Origin of the sequence: Sporosarcina ureae, assembly GCF_002101375.1 — a bacterium.
GTDB lineage: Bacteria > Bacillota > Bacilli > Bacillales_A > Planococcaceae > Sporosarcina > Sporosarcina ureae_B.
In genome coordinates this window covers 3,219,530-3,245,593 of the sequence record NZ_CP015207.1, presented here as the reverse complement: position 1 = coordinate 3,245,593, position 26,064 = coordinate 3,219,530, and the positions used below count along the sequence as shown (strand labels likewise).

The 26,064-nt window shown below is 41.8% G+C and carries 27 protein-coding genes; 2 read left to right on the top strand and 25 right to left on the bottom strand.

The genetic code is table 11. The features are described from left to right. Nucleotides 1-2: 2 nt before the first annotated feature. From SporoP8_RS15870 to SporoP8_RS15815, 12 genes are all read right to left on the bottom strand, one after another. Nucleotides 3-710 (bottom strand): DnaD domain-containing protein, encoded by a 708-nt coding sequence (locus SporoP8_RS15870; RefSeq protein ID WP_085133414.1) that lies wholly within the window; start codon nt 708-710, stop codon nt 3-5. A 44-nt stretch (nt 711-754) separates the two neighbouring features. Further along, a complete protein-coding gene (locus SporoP8_RS15865; RefSeq protein WP_085133413.1) occupies nt 755-1,948 on the bottom strand; it encodes a pyridoxal phosphate-dependent aminotransferase in 1,194 nt (397 codons plus the stop codon). Between the two features lie 37 nt (nt 1,949-1,985). Next, complete coding sequence (locus SporoP8_RS15860) at nt 1,986-2,465, bottom strand: cell wall elongation regulator TseB-like domain-containing protein (protein WP_085133412.1); 480 nt, start codon at nt 2,463-2,465, stop codon at nt 1,986-1,988. Nucleotides 2,466-2,537: 72 nt separating this feature from the next. Then, the gene (gene dinG, locus SporoP8_RS15855) at nt 2,538-5,309 is read right to left on the bottom strand and encodes an ATP-dependent DNA helicase DinG (protein ID WP_085133411.1); all 2,772 of its coding nucleotides are present in this window, start codon (nt 5,307-5,309) and stop codon (nt 2,538-2,540) included. A gap of 247 nt (nt 5,310-5,556) precedes the next feature. Beyond that, nucleotides 5,557-5,940: an aspartate 1-decarboxylase gene (gene panD, locus SporoP8_RS15850; protein ID WP_083035608.1), complete on the bottom strand. Its 384-nt coding sequence runs from the start codon at nt 5,938-5,940 to the stop codon at nt 5,557-5,559. Next, nucleotides 5,933-6,814, bottom strand: a complete 882-nt coding sequence (gene panC / locus SporoP8_RS15845; RefSeq protein WP_332308445.1) for a pantoate--beta-alanine ligase — start codon at nt 6,812-6,814, stop codon at nt 5,933-5,935. Before panC ends, panD begins: the two co-directional genes overlap by 8 nt. After that, nucleotides 6,811-7,650, bottom strand: coding sequence for a 3-methyl-2-oxobutanoate hydroxymethyltransferase (panB, locus tag SporoP8_RS15840; RefSeq protein WP_085133410.1), 840 nt, complete (start codon nt 7,648-7,650; stop codon nt 6,811-6,813). The genes panC and panB overlap by 4 nt, the downstream gene beginning before the upstream one ends. A 245-nt stretch (nt 7,651-7,895) precedes the next feature. Beyond that, nucleotides 7,896-8,879, bottom strand: coding sequence for a biotin--[acetyl-CoA-carboxylase] ligase (locus SporoP8_RS15835; protein WP_085133409.1), 984 nt, complete (start codon nt 8,877-8,879; stop codon nt 7,896-7,898). Next, nucleotides 8,857-10,035, bottom strand: a complete 1,179-nt coding sequence (locus tag SporoP8_RS15830) for a CCA tRNA nucleotidyltransferase (protein WP_085133408.1) — start codon at nt 10,033-10,035, stop codon at nt 8,857-8,859. Before SporoP8_RS15830 ends, SporoP8_RS15835 begins: the two co-directional genes overlap by 23 nt. Next, nucleotides 10,032-11,171 carry an N-acetyl-alpha-D-glucosaminyl L-malate synthase BshA gene (gene bshA, locus SporoP8_RS15825; RefSeq protein WP_085133407.1) on the bottom strand — a complete coding sequence of 380 codons (1,140 nt, stop codon included), beginning with the start codon at nt 11,169-11,171 and terminating at the stop codon, nt 10,032-10,034. Before bshA ends, SporoP8_RS15830 begins: the two co-directional genes overlap by 4 nt. Before the next feature lie 25 nt (nt 11,172-11,196). Continuing rightward, entirely contained in the window at nt 11,197-11,997 is an 801-nt protein-coding gene (dapB, locus tag SporoP8_RS15820) for a 4-hydroxy-tetrahydrodipicolinate reductase (protein ID WP_085133406.1), read from the bottom strand. Beyond that, nucleotides 11,987-12,325, bottom strand: a complete 339-nt coding sequence (locus SporoP8_RS15815) for a nucleotide pyrophosphohydrolase (RefSeq protein WP_085133405.1) — start codon at nt 12,323-12,325, stop codon at nt 11,987-11,989. Before SporoP8_RS15815 ends, dapB begins: the two co-directional genes overlap by 11 nt. Nucleotides 12,326-12,523: 198 nt before the next feature. On the opposite strand from SporoP8_RS15815, the gene SporoP8_RS15810 reads away from it, so the two are divergent. Together SporoP8_RS15810 and SporoP8_RS15805 are read left to right on the top strand one after the other, a co-directional pair. Further along, on the top strand, nt 12,524-13,363 hold the full coding sequence (locus tag SporoP8_RS15810; protein ID WP_369802565.1) for a YitT family protein: 840 nt from the start codon (nt 12,524-12,526) through the stop codon (nt 13,361-13,363). A gap of 113 nt (nt 13,364-13,476) precedes the next feature. Continuing rightward, nucleotides 13,477-14,807 (top strand): IS3 family transposase gene (locus SporoP8_RS15805; protein ID WP_232319244.1). Its coding sequence is split into 2 segments (ribosomal slippage): nt 13,477-13,858 and nt 13,858-14,807, totalling 1,332 coding nucleotides; the frame shifts between segments, so codons are not numbered across the junction. Nucleotides 14,808-14,874: 67 nt separating this feature from the next. On the opposite strand, the gene SporoP8_RS15800 is transcribed toward SporoP8_RS15805, so the two are convergent. The 13 genes from SporoP8_RS15800 to aroB all read right to left on the bottom strand — a co-directional run bounded on the left by SporoP8_RS15800 (nt 14,875) and on the right by aroB (nt 26,063). Next, the gene (locus SporoP8_RS15800) at nt 14,875-15,543 is read right to left on the bottom strand and encodes a zinc metallopeptidase (protein WP_085133403.1); all 669 of its coding nucleotides are present in this window, start codon (nt 15,541-15,543) and stop codon (nt 14,875-14,877) included. A gap of 66 nt (nt 15,544-15,609) precedes the next feature. Then, on the bottom strand, nt 15,610-16,221 hold the full coding sequence (locus SporoP8_RS15795) for a lipoprotein heptaprenylglyceryl N-acetyltransferase LhaT (protein WP_198166133.1): 612 nt from the start codon (nt 16,219-16,221) through the stop codon (nt 15,610-15,612). A gap of 92 nt (nt 16,222-16,313) precedes the next feature. Beyond that, nucleotides 16,314-17,081: a menaquinol-cytochrome c reductase cytochrome b/c subunit gene (locus SporoP8_RS15790; protein WP_085133402.1), complete on the bottom strand. Its 768-nt coding sequence runs from the start codon at nt 17,079-17,081 to the stop codon at nt 16,314-16,316. A gap of 51 nt (nt 17,082-17,132) precedes the next feature. Continuing rightward, nucleotides 17,133-17,807 carry a menaquinol-cytochrome c reductase cytochrome b subunit gene (gene qcrB / locus SporoP8_RS15785; RefSeq protein ID WP_029053030.1) on the bottom strand — a complete coding sequence of 225 codons (675 nt, stop codon included), beginning with the start codon at nt 17,805-17,807 and terminating at the stop codon, nt 17,133-17,135. Between the two features lie 22 nt (nt 17,808-17,829). Next, nucleotides 17,830-18,333, bottom strand: a complete 504-nt coding sequence (locus SporoP8_RS15780) for a QcrA and Rieske domain-containing protein (protein WP_085133401.1) — start codon at nt 18,331-18,333, stop codon at nt 17,830-17,832. Between the two features lie 317 nt (nt 18,334-18,650). After that, a complete protein-coding gene (locus SporoP8_RS15775) occupies nt 18,651-19,100 on the bottom strand; it encodes a DUF2487 family protein (RefSeq protein WP_158232264.1) in 450 nt (149 codons plus the stop codon). An 85-nt stretch (nt 19,101-19,185) separates the two neighbouring features. Continuing rightward, nucleotides 19,186-19,746 carry a ReoY family proteolytic degradation factor gene (locus tag SporoP8_RS15770; RefSeq protein WP_085133399.1) on the bottom strand — a complete coding sequence of 187 codons (561 nt, stop codon included), beginning with the start codon at nt 19,744-19,746 and terminating at the stop codon, nt 19,186-19,188. A 1-nt stretch (nt 19,747) separates the two neighbouring features. Further along, entirely contained in the window at nt 19,748-21,010 is a 1,263-nt protein-coding gene (locus SporoP8_RS15765) for a tetratricopeptide repeat protein (protein WP_085133398.1), read from the bottom strand. Between the two features lie 27 nt (nt 21,011-21,037). Then, nucleotides 21,038-22,333, bottom strand: coding sequence for a 3-phosphoshikimate 1-carboxyvinyltransferase (gene aroA / locus SporoP8_RS15760; protein ID WP_085133397.1), 1,296 nt, complete (start codon nt 22,331-22,333; stop codon nt 21,038-21,040). Between the two features lie 15 nt (nt 22,334-22,348). Further along, complete coding sequence (locus SporoP8_RS15755; RefSeq protein ID WP_085133396.1) at nt 22,349-23,461, bottom strand: prephenate dehydrogenase; 1,113 nt, start codon at nt 23,459-23,461, stop codon at nt 22,349-22,351. A 12-nt stretch (nt 23,462-23,473) separates the two neighbouring features. Further along, nucleotides 23,474-24,565 (bottom strand): histidinol-phosphate transaminase, encoded by a 1,092-nt coding sequence (gene hisC, locus SporoP8_RS15750; RefSeq protein WP_085133395.1) that lies wholly within the window; start codon nt 24,563-24,565, stop codon nt 23,474-23,476. A gap of 29 nt (nt 24,566-24,594) precedes the next feature. Further along, nucleotides 24,595-24,960 (bottom strand): chorismate mutase, encoded by a 366-nt coding sequence (gene aroH / locus SporoP8_RS15745; protein WP_085133394.1) that lies wholly within the window; start codon nt 24,958-24,960, stop codon nt 24,595-24,597. Next, nucleotides 24,957-26,063, bottom strand: a complete 1,107-nt coding sequence (gene aroB, locus SporoP8_RS15740) for a 3-dehydroquinate synthase (protein WP_085133393.1) — start codon at nt 26,061-26,063, stop codon at nt 24,957-24,959. Before aroB ends, aroH begins: the two co-directional genes overlap by 4 nt. Nucleotide 26,064 lies beyond the last annotated feature (1 nt).

Sequence of the window (26,064 nt, the reverse complement as noted above, 5' to 3'; positions counted from 1 at the left end):
ACCTACTCCCGTTCTTCGAGCCAATTGTAGAAAGGCACATCTTTAATCGCAGTTTTCACTTGCGGTGTTGTGGCTACAGTTGTTGGACGAAACGCTTTAGTCTGCTTTTCTACATCACGCATGGTTTTAACATTTTTCTTTTTCCATTCAAATAGAATTCGGTCAATATAGCGCAAACTCATTTTTTGCGCCAGTACTGCTTCTCTTAATGCTGCCCGAATGATTTCTGTTGAATGACCATCTTTGTCAATCCACATACCGATAGTTTCAAATTCCATAGGGGATAAGAAGCGGCCGAATTCCTGCTCAAACAAAGAGAAAATTTCTCCCTCTTCCTGCTTGATCACTTCTTCTTCTGTTTCCACCGCTTGTTTTTCGACTTCTTCTATCAATCGTTTCCATAAAGGATAAAATGAAAATTTTTCATGCAATACTTTATTTTCATCGGTACTTTGCTCAATAGAAAACAATCCCTTTTGCATCATTCTTTGTAAGCAATTCGTTACATCTTTCTCTTGCAGTTGCATACGATTCGCAATATCGGTAGGCGTTGGGAAATAGTTCCCCGCTCCTTGAAATGCGATCAAATGCAATAATACCATGGCGTCACTATCCGAAATCAACAATTGTTTATAATGCTGAAAAAAGAGCTGGGAAATAGAAACATTTCCCTGCTCCATCCAAATTTTCAGCCGTTCATCTTGCTGCATATTTGAAACTTCCTCTCATCAGCAACGTGTTTGTCGCTTCTGTTTTACGCTTTCCAATGATCTCTTACAAACTTATCAATACGTGTAATTCCTTCTTCCAACAGATCGATTGATGTGGCATAGGAAAGACGGATCGTCGTATCAGAACCGAATCCTGTGCCTGGGATGACAGCCACTTTAGCTTCTGTCAATAATGCTTGTGCGAAGTCATCTACGTTTGCATAGCCCGTTTTCTTTACTGCTTCCTGTACATCAGGCAATAAATAGAATGCGCCTTGTGGCTTCAATACATGGAAACCTGGTATAGCAGAAAGTTTAGGGTACGCTTGATTCAAGCGGGATTCAAAATCTTTTCGCATGACTTCTACAGTGTCTTGCGGTCCGTTATATGCCTCAATTGCTGCGTATTGCGAAGTCGTCGTCGGATTGGATGTAGAATGGCTTGCAAGATTCGTCATCGCGCTTACCACTTCTTCATTACCCGCGATATATCCTATTCTCCAGCCTGTCATTGAATGGGATTTCGATACACCATTAATAATGAATGTACGATCTTTTGCATCTTCTGATAGCTGTGCGATCGATACATGCTCTTTATCATCATAAACAAGCTTCTCATAAATTTCATCTGAAATGATCCACACATCTTTTTCACGGCAAACTTCCGCAATCGCTGTGAGTTCTTCTTTTGAATAAATCATACCTGTTGGATTACCTGGTGAGTTGATGATAATCGCTTTTGTTTGATCCGTGATAGCATCACGGATTTGCTTGGCTGATACTTTGAACTGCTCAGCTGCTGTTCCTTCAACGAACACCGGTGTGCCTTCTGCAAGCTTCACTTGTTCAGGATAACTCACCCAGAATGGCGAAGGTATGATGACTTCGTCGCCTTTATTAAGCAACACTTGGAAAAGTGTATAGAGTACATGCTTCGCTCCAATACCGACTAACACTTCCTTGCGCGTATAAGTCAATCCTTGGTCTCTTTTCAATTTGTCAATTATGGCATCCTTTAATTGTGGGAGACCACCAGCTGGAGTATATTTCGTCTTACCATCCTTCATTGATTGGTATGCTGCTTCCAAAATGTTTTGAGGCGTATTATAATCCGGTTCGCCAGCTCCAAGTCCGATCACATCGATGCCCGCTGCCTTCATTTCTTTCGCCTTAGCTGTAATCGCTAATGTTGTAGATGGTGATAAAGTACTTACTCTGGACGCTAATTGCTTTCTCAAATTGACCGCTCTCCTTTTGTCCTAATCCCATTTTTCTCTATAATTTTGAAATTCGCTTTAACCATTTTCCATCTGCAAAATTCAGATACGCGTAGTGTAAGAAATCCTCGTTATCGAGATAACTAACTTCCCAAAACGGGGTGTCATTTTCCAAACCCAATGAGGCGTTGAGGACTTTTTCGACGTTCTCCTCTTTTTGTATGATGTCTTTGGCTTTCCGCTTTGTAATACCATCTTTGATTGATACAGCTTTCAGAATCTTTGTCGTCTTTTCTTCCACGAAGATAATTTTTTCATGGTTATTTTTATCTGTACCATAAACGGTAATCCATGACGTTTTACCATGAAAATGATCCATCTTATCTACTTTTTCAAGAACGTTATTTGCCAATATGGCTTCTTTCGCTCTGTTTTCAGATGTAGCAAACGGTTTTTCCGCTTGATAGAAAACGACTATAGTAATCGTGAACCCGAGCGCGAGTAAAAATAGGAATAGAAACTTAATCCAGTTGAGCATAAGTGTCACTTCCTATCGAATGAACCGCAGATTTTTTTCGATTCATTTTCTAACCTGCTTTCTTTTTGTACATCACTCATTATAACAATTTTCGATCTCGTTAACTAGACCTTCCAAAGATACTTTTTTCACTAATGATTTAGGTAAAGCTTGTAAAAAGGATTGGCCGTAGGATTTAGTATCAATGCGTCGGTCCAATATGATAAAGAATCCTTGTTCATCGGTTGAACGAATCAATCTGCCGAACCCCTGTCTGAAACGCAGTATGGCTTCGGGTAAACCAAGATGGGTGAATGCATTTTTATGCTCCGCAACTAAAGCTTCTGACCGAGCCTTAAATAATGGCTCCTCAGGTGAAGTAAACGGTAAACGAACGATGACCACCGCAGTTAATTGTTCACCCGGCACATCCACACCTTCCCAAAAGCTTGTCGTACCGAATAATACAGCTTTCTTTTGCTGCTTAAACGTCTTCAGCAACTTATGACGGCTTCCCGAGCTGACACCTTGTGCGATCAGCATGTATTCTTCTTGTAATGACTCGCTGTCAAGTACCGTTTGATATGTCTTCTTCAACATATCATGAGATAAGAACAAGGCAAATACGCGTCCTTCAATCGCAACGGCCGTTTGGATCAATGCATCTGCTACCGCTTCAATGTACTCATCATTTGAAACTTGCTGAATATCCGGCATATCTTCCACAATCAATGTATGCGCACCTTCATAGAAGTTGGCTGGAGCCTCAAATGTATAAAGCGGCACGCTAGAAGGCAATCCTGCCTGGTCTAGCACGAAACGGTCCTGTTGTCCCGCCGTTAATGTTCCGGACGTCCAGACGATGCCCGTTTCGCCTTCAAACGTATCAATAAAATTACGGATCACTTCTGAACCATTTACTGGACTTTTTTTAATTTGTAAACTGCCAGGTAAACTTCGGCTGTCTTTCTCCATCCAAATGGTAGTGCTTCTGTTTGGTTGCTCCAAAAATAATTCTATCCACTCGCCCGCTTTGATTTTCATTTCATTGATCCAATAAAACCATTCACTTAGTGCTGCTTGCTCATGTAAAGTCAATTCATTCGACAAGTTTTGGATGGGCATTGCATAGTTTTCGGTCACACTTATATATTCATTCATCTTACGCAACACTTTGTCGAAGATTTCATTCGTCCGCAAACGTTTGGATAATGGCTTCACAGTTCTCGTTGTCGACTTATTGTCGTTCGTTGAATTGGAGTTCGCTAGTATAAGCATCGACTCGTCAAATGCCAACATGAATTCATTGAATGAATATTGAAGACGTTCAGTAGACGTTTTATGATTGAAATGAAATCGCTTTAAGATATCCTGAATATCAAACAATAGTTGGCAGCTAGCTAAACCGTTCAACTGACTCATTACATACTTCCATTTCGTATAAGAAAATACTTGTTGATGCGTCCGAATTGCCGCTTGGTTCATTTGATGGGCCTCATCAATCACCAATCCACTGATGGAATGGAACAATGGATCATAACGTTGCTGGTCATTCACCAGCATGGAATGATTCGTCAAGATCACCATCGACTGCTGACAGTTTTTTAATGTATGCGTATAAAAATCCGCCACCCGCTCGTCTTTCTTTACCCGCATTGAACGCTTACGAATACGGTCGATAAACAGTTGACCGCCACCTGATACATTGACTTCATCTAAATCGCCAGTCGTCGTTTCCGTTAACCAGACCAATAACTGCATAATTGTGATGGAATCATCATAAACCTCATCGTTAAAATGCAAAAGTTCTTCAAATTTCCCAACTGAAATATAATTCGCCATACCTTTAACAACAGTCGTGGGAATCGTCATTTGCAAAGCCTTTTCAAGCTTCTGGACTTCTTCAGCGAGTGTGTCGACTAAGTGATTCGTATACGTACTAATGACAACCGGCTGTTTCGTTTCATAGGCGCGAATCAAAGCAGGCACTAAGTAGCCAATCGTCTTACCAACACCCGTTGGAATCTCCACTGCGATTTGCTTCTTTTCAACAAAAGCTTGCCATGTCAAATCCATTAAGTGTGCTTGACTTTCCCTAACATGATAAGACGGATGAATTTTCTGCATGACTCGTTCTTTCGCCATGTCGTCGATAGGAAATTCTATTGGCTGTGGCCACGATGTAGTGGTTGGTTTAGATTGCAAATAGGGAATCCCACGAAATAGTGCATAGTCACTGGACGTGTCTTTTCCACGTACATGCTTAAGCGCTTCATAAAATAATGTCGACACATCCGATTTCATTGCAAATGAACGCTCATGCATACGATTCAGCGTCTCTTTAGGCAACGTTTTGATTTTCTCAATAGCCTTCAATAAAAACAACGCTGTCGCTTCTGCATCATCATCTGCCCGATGTGCTTGCTTCAATGAAATATTTAATGATTCAGCAATATCTTGCAGACGATAGCCAGGTAAAGTAGGATACATAATCTTCGCTAGTTCTACCGTATCGATCGTCTTGCCATGCCATTTTGCCATACCGCAACGAACCAATTCTTTTTGTAGAAATGATACATCAAAGTCTGTATTGTGCGCGACAAAAATACATCCCGTAAGCAAATCAGCCACTTCTTCAGCAATCTTTTCAAAAGGGGCAGCATCCTTCAACTCTTCATCACCAATGGATGTCAGCTGGTGAATGAAAGGTGGAATCGGGCGCTGGGGATGTACGTAACGCATATATGTATCTGTTATTTTATTGTTTTCAATAAATACAATGGCAATTTGAATGATCCGATCTCCATTTAAAGGTGAATGACCAGTCGTTTCCAAATCGACAACTGCATATTTGCTTGTAGACATACCATCATCAACTTCCTATTTGGTTTCTAATGCAAATTGTATCACATTTACCACGGCGACTCACGTCTTGCATGTGGTCATAAAAGAAACCCATCATACCAAACAAATTGAAAGGGATATTTAGGTAGTGGTTCGGGATTGTAGCTCCAGCCTGGAACGCAGATCGACATTGCTACCTCTTCCTACTTACTTATTCTACAAATGAAACCCCCATTCGAATAACTCTCAAATGGGGGTTCAATACTTTTTAGAAAATCGCGACGCCTGGCTTTTCGGTGATTACTTCCTTCACACGATTCTGTTCATCCATAATCAGCACAGTTGGTTGATGCGTACGTGCCTCTTCGTCGGACACATACGCATAAGAAAGAATGATCACAATGTCGCCCGGCTGCACAAGACGCGCTGCAGCTCCATTGACACAAATCACACCACTTCCTGGCTCTCCTTCGATAATATATGTCTCGAAGCGCGCACCATTGTTATTATTGACGATTTGTACCTTCTCATTCGGCAACATACCCGCAGCCTCTAATAATGCTCCATCGATTGTAATGCTGCCTACGTAATTCAAATTAGCTTCCGTAACAGTAGCACGATGTAATTTTCCATTCATCATCATTCTAAACATTTTTCTCATCCTTTATAGTTGACATAATAATATTATCTATCAATCTTGCGGAAGTAAATTGGACCGCTGCGGCCAAGATCACTTCTTCCATATCATTGATATTCTCTTCTAAAGAGGGATAGGCAAGTGCTTCAACATAATCAATCGTACCGGATGTTTCTTCTTCAATTGCTTTACGTACAATCTTCACTACTTCTTGCAGCGGAACGCCTTCATAATAACTGCGTTTCCCCTGACACAGTGCACGGTAGATTGCACTCGCTTCATTTCGTTCATGTTCAAGCAAACGAACATTACGAGAACTTTTCGCAAGTCCGTCATTTTCACGCACAGTAGGTACACGTGCAATTGATGTGCGAAGATTGAAATCACGTACAAATGTTTCGATAATCGCTAGTTGCTGCGCATCCTTCATCCCAAAATAAGATTCATCTGGATCCACGATGCTAAATAACTTTAATAGTACTTTCAACACTCCGTCGAAATGTCCTGGTCTTGAAGCTCCGCAAAGACGCGAAGCTTGTTCACCAGGCAAAATACTGATCCCACTCTTACGAGGATACATTTCTTCAACAGAAGGAATAAATAAATAGTCGACACCTGCTGTAGAAGCCAGTTCCGCGTCATGTTGCTCATCGCGTGGATAGGCTTCATAATCTTCTCCCGGCCCGAACTGCGCAGGATTAACGAAAATACTCATGACGACAATATCATGGTCTCTTCTAGCTTCTTCGACTAATTCCATATGACCTTCATGAAGGAAGCCCATTGTCGGTACGAAACCTACTGTGCGCCCTTCACGTTTTCTTGGATTCAGAATGTTTTGCAATTCTGCAATGGAGCGGACAATTTGCATGGTGGCACTAGTATTCATAGTGTTTTGCCTCCGTATAATGCTTCAAGTTCTTCTTCTTTCATTGTAAAACGATGGCTTTCAGAAGGGAATGAACCGTCCTTAACTGCTAGATTATATAATTTCATCGCGCCTTCGATATCTTTACCGACTTCTGCGTAACTTTCAACGAACTTTGGTAGTTTGTGGTTGCCGTAGCGCACCATGTCATGGAATACCAGTACTTGCCCATCTGCTTCAGCACCCGCGCCGATTCCAATGATAGGAACTGATACTGCCTGCGCAACTTCTTTCGCTAATTGGAAAGGAATACATTCCAGTACAATCATGAACGCACCCGCTTCTTCACAAGCTTTGGCATCTTCAATTAGCTGTTTAGCTGCAGCTGCCGTTTTCCCTTGTACTTTGTATCCGCCACTGACTCCAGCAGACTGCGGAAGCAATCCTAAGTGCGCACATACTGGTATGCCAGCTGTCGTCAACAACTTGATTTTATCGATGACTGCACCGCTTCCTTCTACTTTCAGTGCATTCGCAGAAGTTTCCTGGAATAAACGTAAAGCATTCTGTAACGTTGTGTCAGCAGATCCGTGATACGTACCAAATGGCATATCTACAATAACGAATGTATTTTTTGCACCTCGTCGAACCGCTTTACCGTGGTGACTCATTTCGTCCAGCGTTACATGTGCTGTCGAATCATAGCCAAGCACGACCATGCCAAGGGAATCTCCGACAAGAAGTACATCAATCTCCGCCTGTTCTGCAATTTGTGCTGTCGGATAATCATATGCCGTCAACATACTAATCTTTTCACCGTTCGCTTTCATTTTGGAAAAATCTGTTGTGGTTTTCATTGTTCATCTTCTCCTTTACGTCTGATTTCAGCAGGCGTTTGGTAGGCAAAAAAACCAAAATAAAACCCTACTGATCCAAATTTGGACAGAAGGGTTGCGTAAGCGTTTGATTTTGCTTCCTCCGTCCCTGTCTAAATAGATCAAGGCAGATTTCTTATATAATTCATTTGCCAAACAGGTGCAGCTCTAAAATTGATACCGCCCTATGCGTACACTATATCAAAACTGTAAGAACCTGTATAGTTTTAATTCTTAACTTCAATATCTGCGGAATAAATACCACGGACCGTGCCATCTGCAAGTCGTAGTTCCAGCATGCCATCATGGGAAATACCCAGTGCAATACCTTCAACTGTTTCATGGACCATACTCGCTTTGATTTTCTTACCCGTTATCGCAGCATAGCTCTCCCATAAAATTTTAATCGGTGCAAATCCTTTTTCAACATATAAGTCTGTATATTGCTCAAGGTACTTAAGAATCGCTGCCACTAATTGTGCACGGTCAATCATTTCCCCTTTTTCAATACGTAATGAAGTCGCAATTGTTTGCAGTTCTTCAGGAAAATCAGACTGTTGCTGGTTAGCGTTAATACCCATTCCTAAAATAATTGCTTTGACACGGTCGGGATCTGACTGAAGCTCTGTCAGAATACCTGTGACTTTTTTGCCATTGATTAAAATATCGTTCGGCCACTTAATAACTGGTTGAATATCCGCTACTTCTTCAATTGCACGAACAATTGCGACCGCTGCAACCAATGTCAGTTGCGGCGCATATTGAGGCGCCAAGTCAGGGCGAATGATCAAACTCATCCAAACACCTCGATTGGCCTTAGATGTCCATGGTCTCGCTAAACGTCCTTTACCAGCTGTCTGTTCTTCCGCAATAATCAATGTGCCATCTTCCGCACCATTTTGCGCATCTTCATGAGCTATTGTCTGCGTAGTGGGCACAGTTGTAAAATATTTAATAGTCCGACCATAGCGTTCTGTCGTTAAATACTCGGTGATGTTCCCTTTGTTGACCAAATCGGGTGCTTCGATTAAATAATAGCCTTTTTTACGCTGTGACCCGATTTCATAGCCCTCTTCTTCAAGTTCTTTAATATATTTCCAGATTGCAGTGCGCGAAAGACCGAATTCATCGGCAATATCTTGACCCGATATCGGCTCGCCTTGTGCGGCAAATAATCGTTTCAATAATTCACTTTTCACGGGAGATTTCATTGATAAACCATTCCTTTATCGCCAGTGCGTCATTTTTAATGTGTCCGTAGACAACTGCTCGTTCAATTTTCATGATCCAATCACTTGTCCATTTGCCAGCACTTTTTCCTGACCATCTTAACAAATCCTTGCCAGTGAAAGACAAGTCTGTGCGTTGCAGAATCGGTAATTGTTTTTTATACTGTTCAATTTGCTCTTTGCTTATATCATAATCTTCATGATTTGCGTTAAAGATTTTCCCCACTACTTCTAGTATGTCGGTTGGATAAATATAGAAATCCCACGAATCAAACGCTCGATGCTTGCGTTTAGCATATGCTTCTTCACATTGTTTCAAGAAGCGTTTTTCGTCATTAGATAATTTGAAGAGCCGAGCCAGTTCTGTTGCGGGTGTGTCGGTTACTACAAGCATTGCAGAAAAGCCATGGCGCGCGTGAAGAAATGGTGTATAGCGATCTAGCGATTCAAACGCTGCAAATAACTCAGGAAACTGTTCGGGCAATTTAATTTCACGTCCGTAATGAAAAGCTCGTGAAGGGTTCTGCCCTTGAAACAGTTTATCCATCTCTGTCTTGATCCGTTCAATCGCCACATGATGCAATGAAGGAAGCCGCGTCCTCATCGAATGCAATGTTTCCATTTCTATATCAAAATCCAAGACAGATGAAAAGCGCAAGGCACGGAAAATTCGCAACGGATCTTCTTGAAAGCGTTCTTCAGGCTTCCCAACAGCACGGATGACTTTTCGCTGTAAATCCTCGAGTCCATCAAATAAATCAATGAGTTCCCCGTCTACCGTCATAGCGAGTGCATTGATCGTAAAGTCACGGTGTTGCAAATCTTCTCGTAATGATGCTACATAGACGGGATAACAAGCATCGCTAGTTGTAGCTTCTGTACGGTATGTCGTCACTTCAATCGGCTCTCCATGCATCAGCACAAGGATCGTACCGTGTTCAATACCAACATCAATTGTCCGTCTAAACACTTCTTTGACTTGAGACGGTGTTGCGGAAGTTGTAATGTCAATATCTAGCGGCTTTTTACCAAGCTCGGCATCACGAACTGCACCGCCGACAAAGACGGCTTCATAACCCGCTGCTTGCAATTCCCTAACTACTTGCCGACTTGCTGCTGAACCGAAAGAAGTTGTCATTTCATCGCCGCCACTTCATAATATAATTCTTCATATTGCGCTACAATCGATTCGGAACTGAATTCTTCCTGTACGGTACGTATAGCATTGCTTTTCATGTGTTGATGCAAATCCGGATCACTTAGTAACTGTGTCACATGATCGGCGACGGCTTGTACATCACCTAGTTCTACTAAAAATCCATTAACGCCGTCTTGAACAACTTCTGGAATTCCACCGATCGCATTTGCTATAGCTGGCACACCACAAGCAAAAGCTTCAAGCAGCACGAGACCGAATGCTTCTTTCTCGGAAAGTAACAACATCACATCACTGATTGATAATAATTCGGGCAGATCGTTACGCTTCCCTAAGAAGTAAATATCTTCTTGCAACCCGTGAGTAGTAACAAACTCTTCCAAAGCGAATTTTTCTGGGCCTTCACCAACTAATAATAATTTCGCTTTATGCTGCTTATCAATCAATCGGAAGCTTTCGATAATATCGGGAATACGCTTCACTTTACGGAAATTAGATATATGGATTAGGACTTTTTCATCCGACGCAATGCCAAGTTCTTCCCGAAGATGTCCCACTTCACGTGGATAATACTTTTCTTCATCAATGAAATTATAAATTGTTCGAATTTCTGTCGTCGGTTGCAACAACTCGATCGTTTCATTGCGTAATGAACGGGATACAGCTGTCACACGATCGGACTTATTGATACCGTAAGACAAAGTATTTTTTAATGCAGGGTCGTGACCAAGAATTGTCACATCGGTGCCATGTAGGGTCGTGATGATGCCAATAGATGATTGCGCCATATCTTTCGCCAAAATAGCGGAGATTGCGTGTGGCACGGCGTAGTGAACGTGTAGCAAATCCAGCTGTTCTGATTCGATGACTTGCGCTATGCGATTGGCAAGGGCAATGTCGTACGGCGGATACTTAAAAACTGCATACCCTTCAATCGTCACTTCATGAAACTGGATATTCGGATGGATATCTAAAAATCGAAAAGGTCTACTCGATGTAATATAGTGCATCTCATGACCTTTGGCCGCCATTTTAAGTCCTAACTCCGTCGCTACTACACCTGAACCTCCAAGCGATGGGTAACAAATGACACCTACTTTTAATTTTCTTTGTTGCATATGTTAACCGCCTCACTGCAAAAGTTTAATCTATAATATTTTCAAGCCCGTAAATAAATCGCGGAGTAGAAACAGATTCACGAATCGATAGTAATATACCCGGCATAAAGGACTTCCGGTCGAATGAATCGTGACGGATCTTGAGCAACTCCCCTTCACCACCAAGTAGTACTTCCTGATGTGCGAGTAATCCCGGTAAACGAATACTGTGAATCTTCATTCCTTCTATATCTGCACCGCGTGCACCTTTAAGCTTCTCTTGTTCTTCTGGGTGACCTTGGATGTGAGCTGCACGTACTTCACGGATCATCTCAGCCGTTTTAACAGCTGTTCCGGACGGTGCATCCAATTTCCGATCATGGTGCATTTCAAGTATTTCAACGTCTCCCAAGTAACGAGCGGCTTGTTGAGCAAATTTCATCATGAGGACAGCGCCAATCGAAAAATTTGGTGCAATAATACAGCTTTTTTGCTGTTCATTGGAAAGGTTCTCTAAATCTGTGAGCATTTCGGGAGTCAAACCAGATGTCCCGATTACTACATCCATGCCTAGTGACAAGGCTTGACTTGCGTTAGCAAATACTGCATCGGGGTCCGTGACATCGAGTAATACATCAGGATGGTGTGCGGCATGCAACGCTTCAAGCGATGTATAAATCGGTATTCCGTCCTTGGCATCAGTTACTGTTCCATTATGTAAATATTCCCCGTCATGTTTATAATCAAGTACCGCCACGATTTCAATATCTGCAGCTTCCGTTCCTGCTACTATAGCAGTCCCACCCATTCTTCCACGTGCACCTGCTATCGCTAATTTAATCATCATTCTTTTCCTCCTTTTTGGTCCAACGGTCTTTATCTCTTGTATTGAACTTTGTCAATACGGTATCAAGCGCTTCAGATAAATCGATTTGTTGTGAGTTAGCAAAACAAATTAAGACGAATAATAAATCGCCTGTTTCTTCCTCCAACGTTCGGACGGCTTCAGTAGATTTTTTCTTCTTCATACCGTAGCGATCCTGTACTTCACGGGATAATTCCCCTAACTCTTCTGTCAGCCGTGCGATGAGTTCCATCGGGGGAAAGTATCCTTCTTTAAAACCGGTTATGTATGTATCAACATCTTGTTGTAATTGTTCCATCGTTTTAGTCATCACAATCACTCCCCTTCCTATCGTATGCATTCTTCCGGCTATTGTCAAAATATAATATTTAGCACATACTATGTATATTGCACGTTTTATCGAATGATAATAAGCGCGTACATAGGACAAGAGCTCGATTACATAAAAAACCGATTAGTAGGGGGAGTGTTGTGTTTGTTCGCTGGAATTCGCATACGGAATATTTTAATGATTATTTTAGGTGCAGCGCTATTTAGTTTTGGACTTGTGAACTTTACGATTCAGCATGAACTGGCAGAAGGTGGATTTACGGGAATTACGTTAATCCTGCTGTTTGCTTTCAATTGGGACCCTGCTTTGATGAATTTATTGCTGAATATCCCTATGTTTTTAATAGGCTGGAAAATGCTTGGCAGACGTTCTTTCATCTATACCATCATCGGTACAGTGGCAGTGTCGGTTTTCATTAAAGTGTTTATGAAGTATCAAGTGAATATTCATATGGAAGGCGATTTGTTCCTAGTCGCGCTCTTTGCTGGCGTCTTCATCGGTGTGGGACTAGGTGTTATATTTAGAAGCGGTGGGACAACAGGCGGCTCCGATATCATAGCGAGACTCGTGCATAAGAAATATGGAATTACGATGGGCAAAACGATGTTTGTTTTTGACGCCGCTATCATTTTATTATCCTGGGCTGTCTATTTAGATTATCGCTCAATGATGTATACATTGGTTGCGCTCTTCGTTGGAGCACGCGTCATTGATTTCGTTCAAGAAGGGGCGTACTCTGCGAGAGGTGCATTCATTGTAACGAACTTCCCGGATGAGATCGCCAGTAAAATATCAGATTCCATGGAGAGAGGCGTAACCGTGTTCAAAGGTTACGGCCATTTTTCAAAAGAAAATCGTGAAATCCTCTATTGCGTAGTCGGTAAAAATGAAATGATTCGATTAAAAAATCTCATCACTTCTGTAGATCCCGAAGCATTCGTCTCCATGATGGAAGTACATGATGTAATGGGGGAAGGATTTACATTGGATGAACAAAAACGGCCAATCGGTGATTAAAAAAATCCTTCTGCTATTTAAAATGTACCCTATAAGATAGACACTTTGAAAAAAGTCTATCCTATAGGGTACTTTTGTTTATAATGAATAAAAAGATGTGGGAGCGGATGAATGTGACTGAACGATTGTTTACCTTAAAAGAACAAGCACGCTTGCAATGCAATCCTAACGTACAAGCTGTTAGTGATAAATCCATCACCTATACAGATGAGTTTAAACGTCATTTTATTTCGGAAAATGAAAAAGGAAAACTGCCGCGAGACATTTTTGAAGAGGCTGGATTAGATGCCGATTTAATAGGAGCAGTTCGGATTAAATCTGCAGGAAAGCGTTGGCGTGCCGCCTATAGAAAAAGCGGGGTGGAAGGCTTACAAGACACACGAAAAACCAATTCAGGCCGTCCATCAGAACGCGACTTGACATCCGAAGAAAAGATTGAACGTCTAGAAGCGAAAAACCGCTTATTACAGGCGGAAAATGAACTGTTAAAAAAGCTCGATCTACTCGAAAGGCAGATGATGAAAAAGAAATCACAATCCAAACGACGCTAAAATATGAACTAATTAATTTCACCATCCAAAAGTATAAATTAGCACGTTTGGTGAGCTACTTATGCGAACTTATGGAGGTATCGCGTTCGGGCTACTATAGGCACTTTGGAGAGAAATCTAAACAGAAACGTGCCGCTCGCGAACAGGCAGACGAAGTTGTAAAGGAAATCATTTTAAAGGCCTATCATTTTCGAGGACGAAAAAAAGGAGCACGCCAAATTAAAATGACACTCGAAAATCAGTACGGCATTACATATAACCTAAAACGCATTCGCCGGATTATGAAAAAATTCGATATCATCTGTCCCATCCGCAAAGCCAACCCAGCACGTCGTATGGCAAAGGCGACGAAAGAGCACCGCACATGTGAAAACACGTTACAACGTGAGTTTAAGCAAGGGGTGGCTGGAAAGGTATTATTGACCGACATCACCTATTTGACATATGGAAATGGCAAACGTGCTTACTTGTCAACGATTAAAGACGCCCAAACGAATGAAATTTTAGCCTATGAAGTTTCTTCTTCGTTAGGTTTGGAGATCGCAATGAATACGCTTCGCAAACTAAAGAAACATCGTCATTTAATGACAGATGCCTTTATACATTCAGATCAAGGATTTCATTATACAAACCCAAAGTATCAGGCAGCAGTGAAGAAAATGGGGTTAGGACAATCGATGTCACGCAGAGGGAACTGTTGGGATAATGCTCCACAGGAATCATTTTTCGGTCACTTCAAGGATGAAACCAATATAAAAGATTGTGAGACAATGGAAGAAGTTAGGCGGGAAATCAAGAGTTATATGACGTACTATAACCATTATCGCGGGCAGTGGAACTTGAAAAAGCTGCCGCCTGCAGAATACAGACGACAGCTTCAACAAGCAGCTTAGGCTTTTTTTATAATTGTCCTTTACAAAGGGTACATTTTAATTTTAGCAGAAGGATTTTCCCTATTTATTAGTCGCGGTTTAAAAAGATTGAAATCAAACGCACTAGCTCAAGTACAGCTACTGCAGTTGCAGCAACATATGTCATAGCGGCCGCACTCAATACTTTTTTCGCCTGTGGTTCTTCATCATTACGGATGATACCAAGTTGAACGATTTGATCCATCGCACGTGATGATGCATTAAATTCTACTGGCAATGTAACAATTTGGAATAGTACTCCAACTGCCATCAACAGGATTCCGATACCTAGCAAAGAATTCATGCTAGAGAAGATAATCCCGATCATGATAAATACCCATGATGCGTTAGAAGTTATACTTGCGACGGGCGCCAATCTGTGGCGGAAACGCAAGAATGAATAAGCTTCTTTGTCTTGAATAGCGTGGCCAACTTCGTGCGCCGCTACCGCAGTACCTGCTACAGATGATTCATGATAGTTACTTGTGGACAATGCCACAATCTTTGTCAATGGATTATAGTGATCCGTTAAGAATCCTTGGCTTTCCACTACTTTTACATCATGTAAACCATTTTGATCTAAAATGAGCCTCGCTACTTGAGCACCTGTCATTCCAGAAGTCGAACGAATCTTTGAATACTTTTTATATGTGCTTTTCACTTTAAATTGCGCATAGATAGGAAGCAATAAAATGATACCAAAGTAAATCCAGAACACGTCTAGTTCTCCCCTTTCTCTCTATCCTTAATTTTATAATGTTTACTGTCTTACTGCAACTATTTACTACGCTTTCATCATCTGTAAATCCAGCCTTGACTTATAATTCCACATTGCAATAGCAATACAAGCCATAGATAACCAAAATGTGAAATAGCCAATTTGAGGGCTAAATTGCGTAAGGTCATGGTAAATCGGCATTTGTCCGAAAATATAGTCGATGACGTCATTATGAAGTGTCCAAATTGCGGCAATTGCAATATGCCAAGCTGTGAACTTGTATTTTGGCAAGTACAAGATTCCTTGCAATGCCATCGCGAAATGCGAGCCTATCAACATCCAGCCTACCCAACCAATTGAACCCGTTACAACGAGAGTTAACAAATTCATAACGACTGCCCATAAGCCATACTTTACTAAAGTGATGAGTGCAAGAGCTTCCATCAATTTGAAGTTTCGATTAAGTAGCCAGCCTATTATAGCAATACAAAAGAACAAAGTAGCGGTAGGACTATCCGGTACGAAAATCCAAAATTTCGGTTCCGTGATTTCCAGTTGCCACATATACCAATCATATCCGTAGACGGAACCTAATATATTTATAAAAAGAAGAATCCATAAAAATGATTTATGTGAAAGGATCATCCAAATTTGAGCCCATAACATTCGCAAAAACATCACCACTTCCATCGGAATATACTACTTTTATGTATAGTTTAGTTATAGATAAATATATAGAAAAAAAGAGTCAGTTTCCTGACTCTTTTTTCTTATTTCGTTTCTAGCTCAGCTATAAATTCAGCAAGTACTTGAAGATCTTCATCTGAACCTTCCCATGTACCAGCAGGCATTGAACCTCGGCCATCATGAGCAATTTCGATGATTTCTTCAGGTGTCATACCTGTGTTAGTTAACGGTAAGCCCAGTCCACCTTGGAAGGAGTCACCGTGACAGCCAATACAGGAAGAGCCCTGATAAATCTCATACCCTTCTGCCGTTTCATCATATTCAACTTCGTCCACAATAGCACCTTGAACTTTTGCTGCTTCCCAGTCGTGGTTTTCGACTGATTCCCAAGTCAAGTAGAAAATAGCTAAGAATGAAAGAATCATGAAGCCTGTTGGCAACGGACGTTTAAACGGACGTCTTTCTTTCGTAGTATCCATGAAAGGAACAAGCATTAATGCCATAAATGCCAAACCAGGAATTACGATCGCACCGATCACGTTATAAGGACCGGAAGCGAATTCATATTTCAATAGCTGATACATGAATAAGAAATACCAGTCTGGTATCGGTATATACATTGTATCCGTCGGGTCCGCTTGACGCTCAAGCGGTGACGGGTGTGCAAGAGTAACGATCAGATAGCCGATTAAGAAAATCGATCCAACCATCCACTCTTTCAATAGAAAGTTTGGCCAGAATGCTTCGGTTTTACCCGGATATTCTGAGTAATCCTTTGGTGTATTCGACATCTTGCCTGAAGCCTTGATGCGCGAATCCCCAACAAATTTCATCCCTTTTCCGCGGTGCATGTTATTCCCTCCTTCTTAAATTTCAGATGACCCTAACCAAAAAATTGGTTCTTATAGTGGTCCGGAAATACCTTGTCTTCTGATCATGATAAAGTGTGCTGCAAGCAACCCAAGCAAAGCAGCCGGTAGGAAAAATACATGAATCGCGAAGAATCTCGTTAACGTCTGTGCACCTAGAATCGTGGAATCACCCGCGAGAAGGATTTTAATCTGTTCTCCGATGAAAGGTACTGACGCGGCAATCTCAATCCCAACTTTTGTTGCAAATAGAGCCTTCATATCCCAAGGTAATAGATATCCTGTGAAACCTAGACCTAGCATGACGCCAAAAATCAGTACGCCGACGATCCAGTTCAATTCACGAGGCTTCTTATAAGACCCTGTAAAGAATACACGCAAAGTATGTAGGAACATCATTACGATAACTAACGAAGCTCCCCAGTGGTGCATCCCTCGCACAAGTTCACCGAATGCAACATCGTTCTGAAGGTAGAAAACTGATTTCCATGCGTTTTCAATATCCGGTGTGTAATACATTGTCAGGAACATACCAGACAAGATTTGGATAACCGTTACGAAAAACGTCAAACCTCCGAAACAATAGATGAATGCAGAAAAATGATGTGCAGGGTTTACGTGCTCAGGTACTTCGTGGTCAGCGATATCTCGCCAAATTGGTGTGATATCTAACCGTTCATCCACCCAATCATAAATTTTATTTAACACTGCGGTCGTACCCCCTTACCCTTTAGACTAATGTGTTCGGTATTACTCCACCAAGATAGACAAATCCGTCGATGACGTCTACTTCAAACTCATCAAGCGGTCCAAGCGGTGGTGTTCCTGGAATGTTATCACCATTTTTCTTATAACGTCCAGCGTGACAAGGGCAGAAAAATTCGTTTTTATGCTCGTCGCCTTCCCAGTTTACTGTACACCCTAAGTGTTTACAGACCGGAGAAAGTGCTATGACTTTGTCGCCTTCTTTGTAGACCCAAGCCGTGTTAGATTCGTCAGAAGTATACCATGCATCTTGTCGATCTTTGATTGTATAGTCTACACGAACCGGTACTTCCGAAAGATCAGCTTCTTTTTGCGGTGTTGGAATCATGTCGGAACCGCCGGCACTGGCCAGAACGGGATCAATTGCGAAACGAATCATCGGCATCAGCATTGCAGAGGCCATGAACCCACCAGTTCCCATTAGTGTATAACTTAGGAACGTGCGTCTTGACACTTTATTGCTCATCAGTAATTTCCCTCCTCTTACTCCAAAGTCAGTCCCACGGACATTCTTTTGCTAATTGTAATACTAGGACATATCTATGATATATCAATATGAAACTAAATTCAATAATGCTTTTAGTAGGTACTTAAGTTTGTGGACAAATATTAAGATTTGGTGACAAACGGCAATCAACCTTTAAATAAGTCTTGATTAGTGCTTGACCCTTTTGAGGACGGTGTTTAGAGTGCGTCTGTATTGATCATGACATTAAATTTGTTTTAGTTCAAGTTCTAAGCCAAAAGTGGTTGCAATCCTAAACCCGGCCTTCATTAATGATAACCTTACTGCACATTCCAACTTTCCATAAAGTGTGTCAGTACTTGCCGTAGCTGGTCTTCCATGATCGTCTGGCGTAGATGGTTGTCCATTGTCTCTAGAGGGATAGACGGAAGCCAGACGACCTTACCTTTCACCGTCACGCTCGTCCACTTAGGATCCGTTGTAAGATAGAAGACATGTGTGAAGGAAGATTTCTTCAAATCCTTTGATAACGTATCCGCCATTTGCTGCAAGTCTGTTGACTGCGTGTATGAGACAGGAGGCAAGAACATCATACGTCCTTTAAATTGCTTCTCGATGAACATTGATAGATTCATCAAAAACTCAGAAGAGGATGCACTGTTTTTCATCGTTTCTGGTCGTGTGTCTATCGCTATTAAAGGTACTACGACAGTATCAATATATTCTTTCTGATTTATATATGTATCCACATCTTTTGGAACCCAGTTCATTGTCATTCCTCCTTGCATTACTCAGTAAAGTTTAGCCTATATTTCCCTTCAACGCAAACCAATGATTTCACCGCAAAGGGCGAAATCATTGGCTAATGTCTTTGTCTTTTTTCATCTCATTTAACATAGCTGTCAGGCTAATGAACAGCTCACGGTCTCCGTTGTCGAGCGCTTCATCGATTTTCTTCAGCAACATGTCATTCGTTGTTAAGGTAAAGCTCTCTTCCAACAACTTTTCTGCTATTTGTTGGTCTTTCTTTTTCTTCAGCAGATCTTCAGGCAAGTAAGGATTCTCTTCCGCCACACTCGCATACTCAGGACATTTGTTGCTGTGTTTGAAATTCAGTTGGATGAACATATCTTCGTCAGGATGCAGTCTGAGGTCGTGAAACGACTTTTCTGCATCAGCTGTCATCAAGTTACCCTTGTAAAAGCGAAAAGGGATACTGTCCACCTCTGTTGTAGAAATAATCATAGCGCGCGGACAGTGATGAGCTTCGTTTGTAAAATGAACATTCGTTAATAAATGTTCGTTGCTGAGAAGATAATTTAAAATCCATACACATTCCCGCCGCTTTAATCGATAGCGTTTTAAAAACCACCTCAAGAATTCTTTCTTGGCAGCTACAGGAACCATGGCCTTCATGTTACCCCTCCTCTTCAGATTGCGCGATGTATGCCGTCCATTCTTCTTCATGCGGAGCGATTCTTACTAGCTGCTGAATTACAGATAACGCTTCTTCGCGCTTACCTTCTTCCAGCAAGAATCGTGCATAATGATCTAAGAAAGCAGCATCTTCGTTCATCCCATCATATGCTTTCAAATACATTTCATACGCTTTTTCGTAATCTTCTGTACGTTCATAGGCATATGCAAGAAAAGCATGAAGTAAAGGGATTTCTAATTGATCTACTTCAGAGTACGTCAGTAATTCAATTAACGCTTGGTCTTCTTCCTGATTTTCATAGACCGAAGCAAGCGTAACGAGTGCCTCGATGTATTCAGGATCTAAAACGAGCGCTTCTTTCAAATGCGCTTCTGCTTGTTCTGGCATTTGAAGCTTCAAAGCAGATTTCCCTGCTGCCAGCTGTAATTCTTTATCGAACTCATCACGTTCAATACCTTTTTTGAAAAGCCCTAACGCTTTGTCGTCTTCATTTTGTTGCGCATAGCTTTGACCTGCAAGCATATAAGCAGAGAAATAATCTGGATCCATTTCTATTAACTGCTCAAGTCGTGTGACCGCTTCCGAGTAGCGCCCTGTTTGATAGTATGCCAATCCTAATCCGAACATCTCTTCAGGATTCTCTTCCTTATCAAGTAATGCCTCATAAAAAGGAATAGCTTCCTCATACGCAGCCCCTGCACTGTATGCTTCCGCAAGCCGTGACGACAGACGAACGCCTGCAATCTCTTCAGTTGTCTTGTGAAGCTCCTCGTAAATCCTCACAGCCTCACTGTATCTTCCTGAATCCAAAAGAAGTTCTGCTTGTGCGAGTTGGATTACCGGTTCGTTCGGAGCCAATGTTGCTGCTTCGCGCACTTTAGATAATGCTGTTTCAGCAAGGCCAAGCATTTGATAATAATCCGCTTGAGCAAGCAATGCCTGTACATACTCTTCTTCGTCCGGTGAAATGTCTGTCAGCAATAATAATGCTTCGTCTTCTTCACCAAGTTCAAGTAAGGCCGCGGCGCGATCTATTTTCAACTGCGCTTCATCAGGGAATAGCAGCAACAATTGAGAGAGTATCTCATCGGCTTGTCCGATGAATCCATATTCGATCAATAGATTTGCGACATTGTATAATGCGTCATATTCATTTGAAGCTTGTAGTTTCTGTATTTTATCTTGTAGGGCATCTACATCTCCATCGAGAACTATTTGCTCCAATTCCTGCAATACATTCATTTTTTCACCTGGGCTTTCTATTCTGCTTTATTGATTGACTAGCTCTGATAGATCTTCAAAAAAGTGTGGATATGAAATTGCGATACAAGAAGGATTATCGATGTGAACTGGACTTGACGTAATCAATCCCGCAATCGCTGCCATCATTCCCAGACGGTGGTCACCGTATGATTGAAGTGTGGCACCCGTAAGTGGTGTCGGCCCGTTAATAATCATGCCGTCTGGCGTGGTCTCGATATCGGCCCCGAGTTTCCGTAATTCCGTAGCTACTGCTTCAATACGGTCAGTCTCTTTCACACGAAGTTCTTCTGCATCCTTAATGATGGTCTTTCCTTCTGCTTGTGTTGCTAATAAAGCAAGGACAGGAAGTTCATCGATTAATCTTGGAATCAAATCACCTCCGATTTCAGTTCCTTGCAGGCGCGAATGCTTTATTCGTACAGTGCCATAACGCTCACCTGAAAATCCTTGTTCATCTGATAATTCGATTTCTACACCCATCGCTTCTAGTACATCCAGTATACCTGTTCGAGTAGGATTCAATCCAACTTTCAGGAACGACACTTCACTGTTTTCAACTAATGCTGTGGCTACCATGAAAAATGCCGCGGAAGAGATATCTCCTGGTACGACAACGTCTGTTCCTGTCAGTTGTTGCCCACCTTCGATCCTTATTACATTATTTTTTTGTTCCAGCTTCGCACCAAATTGTACTAACATACGTTCCGTGTGATCCCGCGATACAGTAATTTCTGTAACAGATGTAGTGCCTTTTGCTTGAAGGCCCGCAAGTAATACAGCGGACTTTACTTGCGCACTAGCAACTGGCATCAAATAGTCGATTGCTTGCAATTCTTTCCCAGTGATTGTAAGTGGTAAATAATCTGTTGATCCTTTGCTAGTGATATCTGCACCCATTTGCTCCAAAGGATTCGTCACACGCTTCATCGGACGCTTGGATAAATATTGATCTCCACACATTTCAGACGTTACGGAAGAACCAGATAAAATGCCTAGCATTAAGCGCGCAGTCGTTCCCGAGTTGCCCGCGTCAAGTGCTACAGTTGGCGTCTGCCAATCCGCTATACCAGGACTTTCAATAGTCACAGCAGTTCCGTTCCGAGTAATCTTTACACCAAGCTGTTTGAACATTTCAATTGTGCTCAGACAATCTTCACCATCCAAAAATCCACTGATCGTTGTTTTGCCTTTTGCAATTGAACCCAACATAACCGCACGGTGGGAAATTGATTTATCTCCAGGTACTTGTAAAGCGCCGCGAAGAACCGGCTTTTCAAATGAAACCGTTTGTTGTTCTGACATTACGCTCTCCCCCTTTTAAAGTACGTGCATAGAATAGTCTGTTTCTGCTGTTAATACTTGACGAGCTTTCTTACGTTCAGCAGCCGATTGGAAGCTGACAACTAAAATACCGTACACGTCTGTACGTGTTTCCACTATACGTATATTGGTCAAACTAATATTGGCTTCTGCAAGAATTTTCGTAATTTCGGAAATGATACCCGGATGATCTGGTATGTCGATGTGTAAATCAAATGTCATGTAGAGCGCACCTTGAACCGCCCCTTCATTTGTTGAAGGAAGTTGATCACGGTACGTTTTTGCTTGCGCAAAGAAATCGAAAATTTGCTCAGGATTATTGTCTTCCAACATAGCGCGAATTGTATTCATTTCGTCGAGCCAACCGTCTACTTGCGACAATAACTCTTCCCTATTTTGGATGGTAATATCACGCCACATAATAGGATCTGCGGAAGCGATACGTGTTAAATCGCGGAAACCACCTGCAGCTAATTTTTTCACGAATGGCTGTTGTTCTTCCTGTGCAGCCAAGCGGCCGACTAATGAAGAAGCTACAATATGCGGGAAATGGCTGATGATTGCCGTCATACGATCGTGTTCTTCCGCTTGTAGAACAATCAATTTTGCTTTCGTTGGGGTAAGCAATTTCTCTATATCATCGATTTGTTCTTCAGTCGTTGTGTCATTCGGCGTAAGAATGTAGTATGCGTTCTCAAAAAGATGTTCCATCGCAGCGGATACACCACTTTTATGGGAACCCGCCATTGGATGTCCACCTATGAATGTAATTCCTTTTTCTTGCAAGATCTTTGCAGCATCCATAATCGGTTTTTTCGTACTCCCTGTATCAGAAAGAATTACATGTTCTTTAAAGTCCCAGTCTACCGCTTCTTCAAAAAGGGCAACCGTCGTATTGACAGGCGTCGCAAAAACAACAAAGTCAGCCTGTTCACAGGCTGATTTTGCAGAAGGCGCGACCGTGTCAATGATCCCTCTGCGAAATGCTTCATCAGCAGTTGCATAAGAACGGTCAAAACCTACAATATGAATTTCTGGATTTCGTTTTAATGCTAGACCAAGTGATCCACCGATCAATCCAAGTCCAATTATACTTACCGTCGTTTTCATTGTCATCTATCCTTATTGGTTAGTTAATAGTTGATCGAACGCGTTAAAGAAGCCTGTATTTTGTTCATGCGTTCCAATCGTCACGCGAACAAATCCGGGCGTACCTAGCAGATTTCCACTGCGAACAATATATCCATTTTGCAATAAAATCTCGCATGCAGCATCCGCATCTCCAGGGACAGCGATTAATACAAAATTAGTTGCCGACGGATAGATTGCCAATGCATGTTGTTTCGCATAGTCTGCATAGCGTTTTCGTTCTTCATCATTTTTCGTTACACAATCTTGAAGGAACCGCTGATCAGCAAGAGCCACTTCCGCTACCGCTAATGCGAGTGAGCTGTTGTTGAACGGGTTCCGCACTTTATTGAGCTCCGTTACTACACTTGCGTTAGTGACGCCATAGCCTATGCGAAAACTTGCCAATCCGTACGCTTTGGAGAAAGTACGAAGTACAATTAAGTTGTCATAATCGTGAATCCACGTTATAGCGTCTTGCTGTGTCGGATCCGTAACAAATTCAAAGTATGCTTCATCGAGAACAACAAGTGCCGTTTTTGGTACCCGATCCAAGAATTTTTTAATCGATTCACTCGATAAAAGATTACCTGTTGGATTATTCGGATTACACACCCAGATGACCGCTGTTTCTTCATCAGTAGCTTGTAAAAAGCCTTCTAAATCGTGATCACCATTTTCGAGCATAGCCACTTCACGAATTTCGGCTCCTTCTATTTTTGCATTATGTGCGTATTGCGGGAAAGTTGTAGAAGCCATCACCGTATTCGTACCCGGTTGCAGTAAAGATCTGGAAATAATGGTGACAATTTCGTCAGAACCATTTCCGAAAAGAATTTCATTCGGATCAATTTGATGGAATTCAGCTAGCTTTCCACGTAATCCTGCAGTGTACGCATCTGGATAAATTTCAAATTTAGCAGCCTGTGAATGTAAATATTCCGCGACTTCAGGTGATGAACCATAAGGGTTTTCATTTGAAGCGAGCTTATGTACTTCTTGCAGACCGTATGTACGTTTGACATCCTCTAATGAACGACCGGGTGTATAAGGTTTCATTGTGCGTAAAATTGGTTTCCACTTCATTGGATGGCTCCTCCTTTACTTTCGTTGAGTTATTTTTGTAAATCGGGTCGTAATTGAACTGCGTTATTTTGATAGATATGTTGTATTTCCTCTTGTTTCTTAGAAGTGTTGACGTTCATCATGACCCGTATACACTTACGCATCGAGCCAGGTACATCGATTTCATGTGTACACATGACGGGGACATACGTCCACCCTTTAATTGAGCGGATTGCTTTTGCGGGAAATGCCGCTTTGACATCTACCGTAGTTGAAACAATTACAGAACCGATATCTTCGGGTTTGAATTGATTCGCTTCTGCCATTTCGAGTACAAGTGATTCTGTCGCCAGCAACACTTCTTCCGCGTCATCATTTTCTACTGTAGTCGCGCCTCTAATTCCTCTAACACTCATACGATTCCCTCACTTTCCAACTTTTCTTTGAATTCCTCAAATGCCGTTCGACATTCTTCTGAACTAATTTCTTTCACAAAAGGTTCACCGATTTTTTGTAATAAAACAAAATTCATCTTGCCGAATGAAGCTTTTTTATCCTTCTGCATATAGGATAATAACTCTTCGAAACTATAAGAGAATACCGGCTTAAAGGTATAGTCGTTCTTGTTAGCAAAATGAAGATAGCGATTCGTGAATCCTTCAGGGATATTACCGTATTTCTCACTTAGCAAGAAGGCGTAACCCATACCAATCATGACACACTCCCCATGACTGAGGCTGCCAAATCCAGAAGCCGCTTCCACTGCATGTCCAAATGTATGACCGAAATTCAGAAACTTGCGCGTGGAATTCTCAAACTCGTCTTCTCTAACGATATCTGCTTTTACCTTGATCCCTTGAAGTAATTCCTTCTCAAGCCATTCTATAGAAGGTGTAGAAAACTGTTCTTTTTCCAGTAACTGCTCTGTCCATAATGGATCAGAAATAAAGGCATGCTTGACCAATTCTGCCAAGCCTGAACGCATTTCTGATGCAGGCAACGTATTGAATACATCCGTATCAAACAATACAGCTGAAGGTTGATGGAAAGATCCTACCATATTTTTCCCTTCCGGCATATTGATGGCTGTTTTACCACCGACTGCACTATCATGTGCAAGTACAGTGGTCGGACATTGGATGAAGCGAATACCACGCATAAACGTAGCTGCCACAAAACCTGTTAAATCCCCACACGCTCCTCCGCCAAATGCGATCAAGAGTGAATTTCGCGTAAAACCTTCCGTCAGTAAGAAAGACTGACAATCTACGTATACTTCTGGCATTTTACACTTCTCGCCGCCAGGGACGATTTTCACCGATACTTCGTGACCAGAACGTAGTAAAGTTTCTTGCAATAAAGGGAGATGTAATTCTGCCACGCGCGCATCGGCAATAATCCCGATTTTATCTGTCGTACTCAGCAATTCTGCATACTCAGTCTGAAGTAATTCATAGGTGTTCGAACCTACATAGACATCGTATTGGTGATCCCGGACGGAAACAGTTAACTTCTCCATC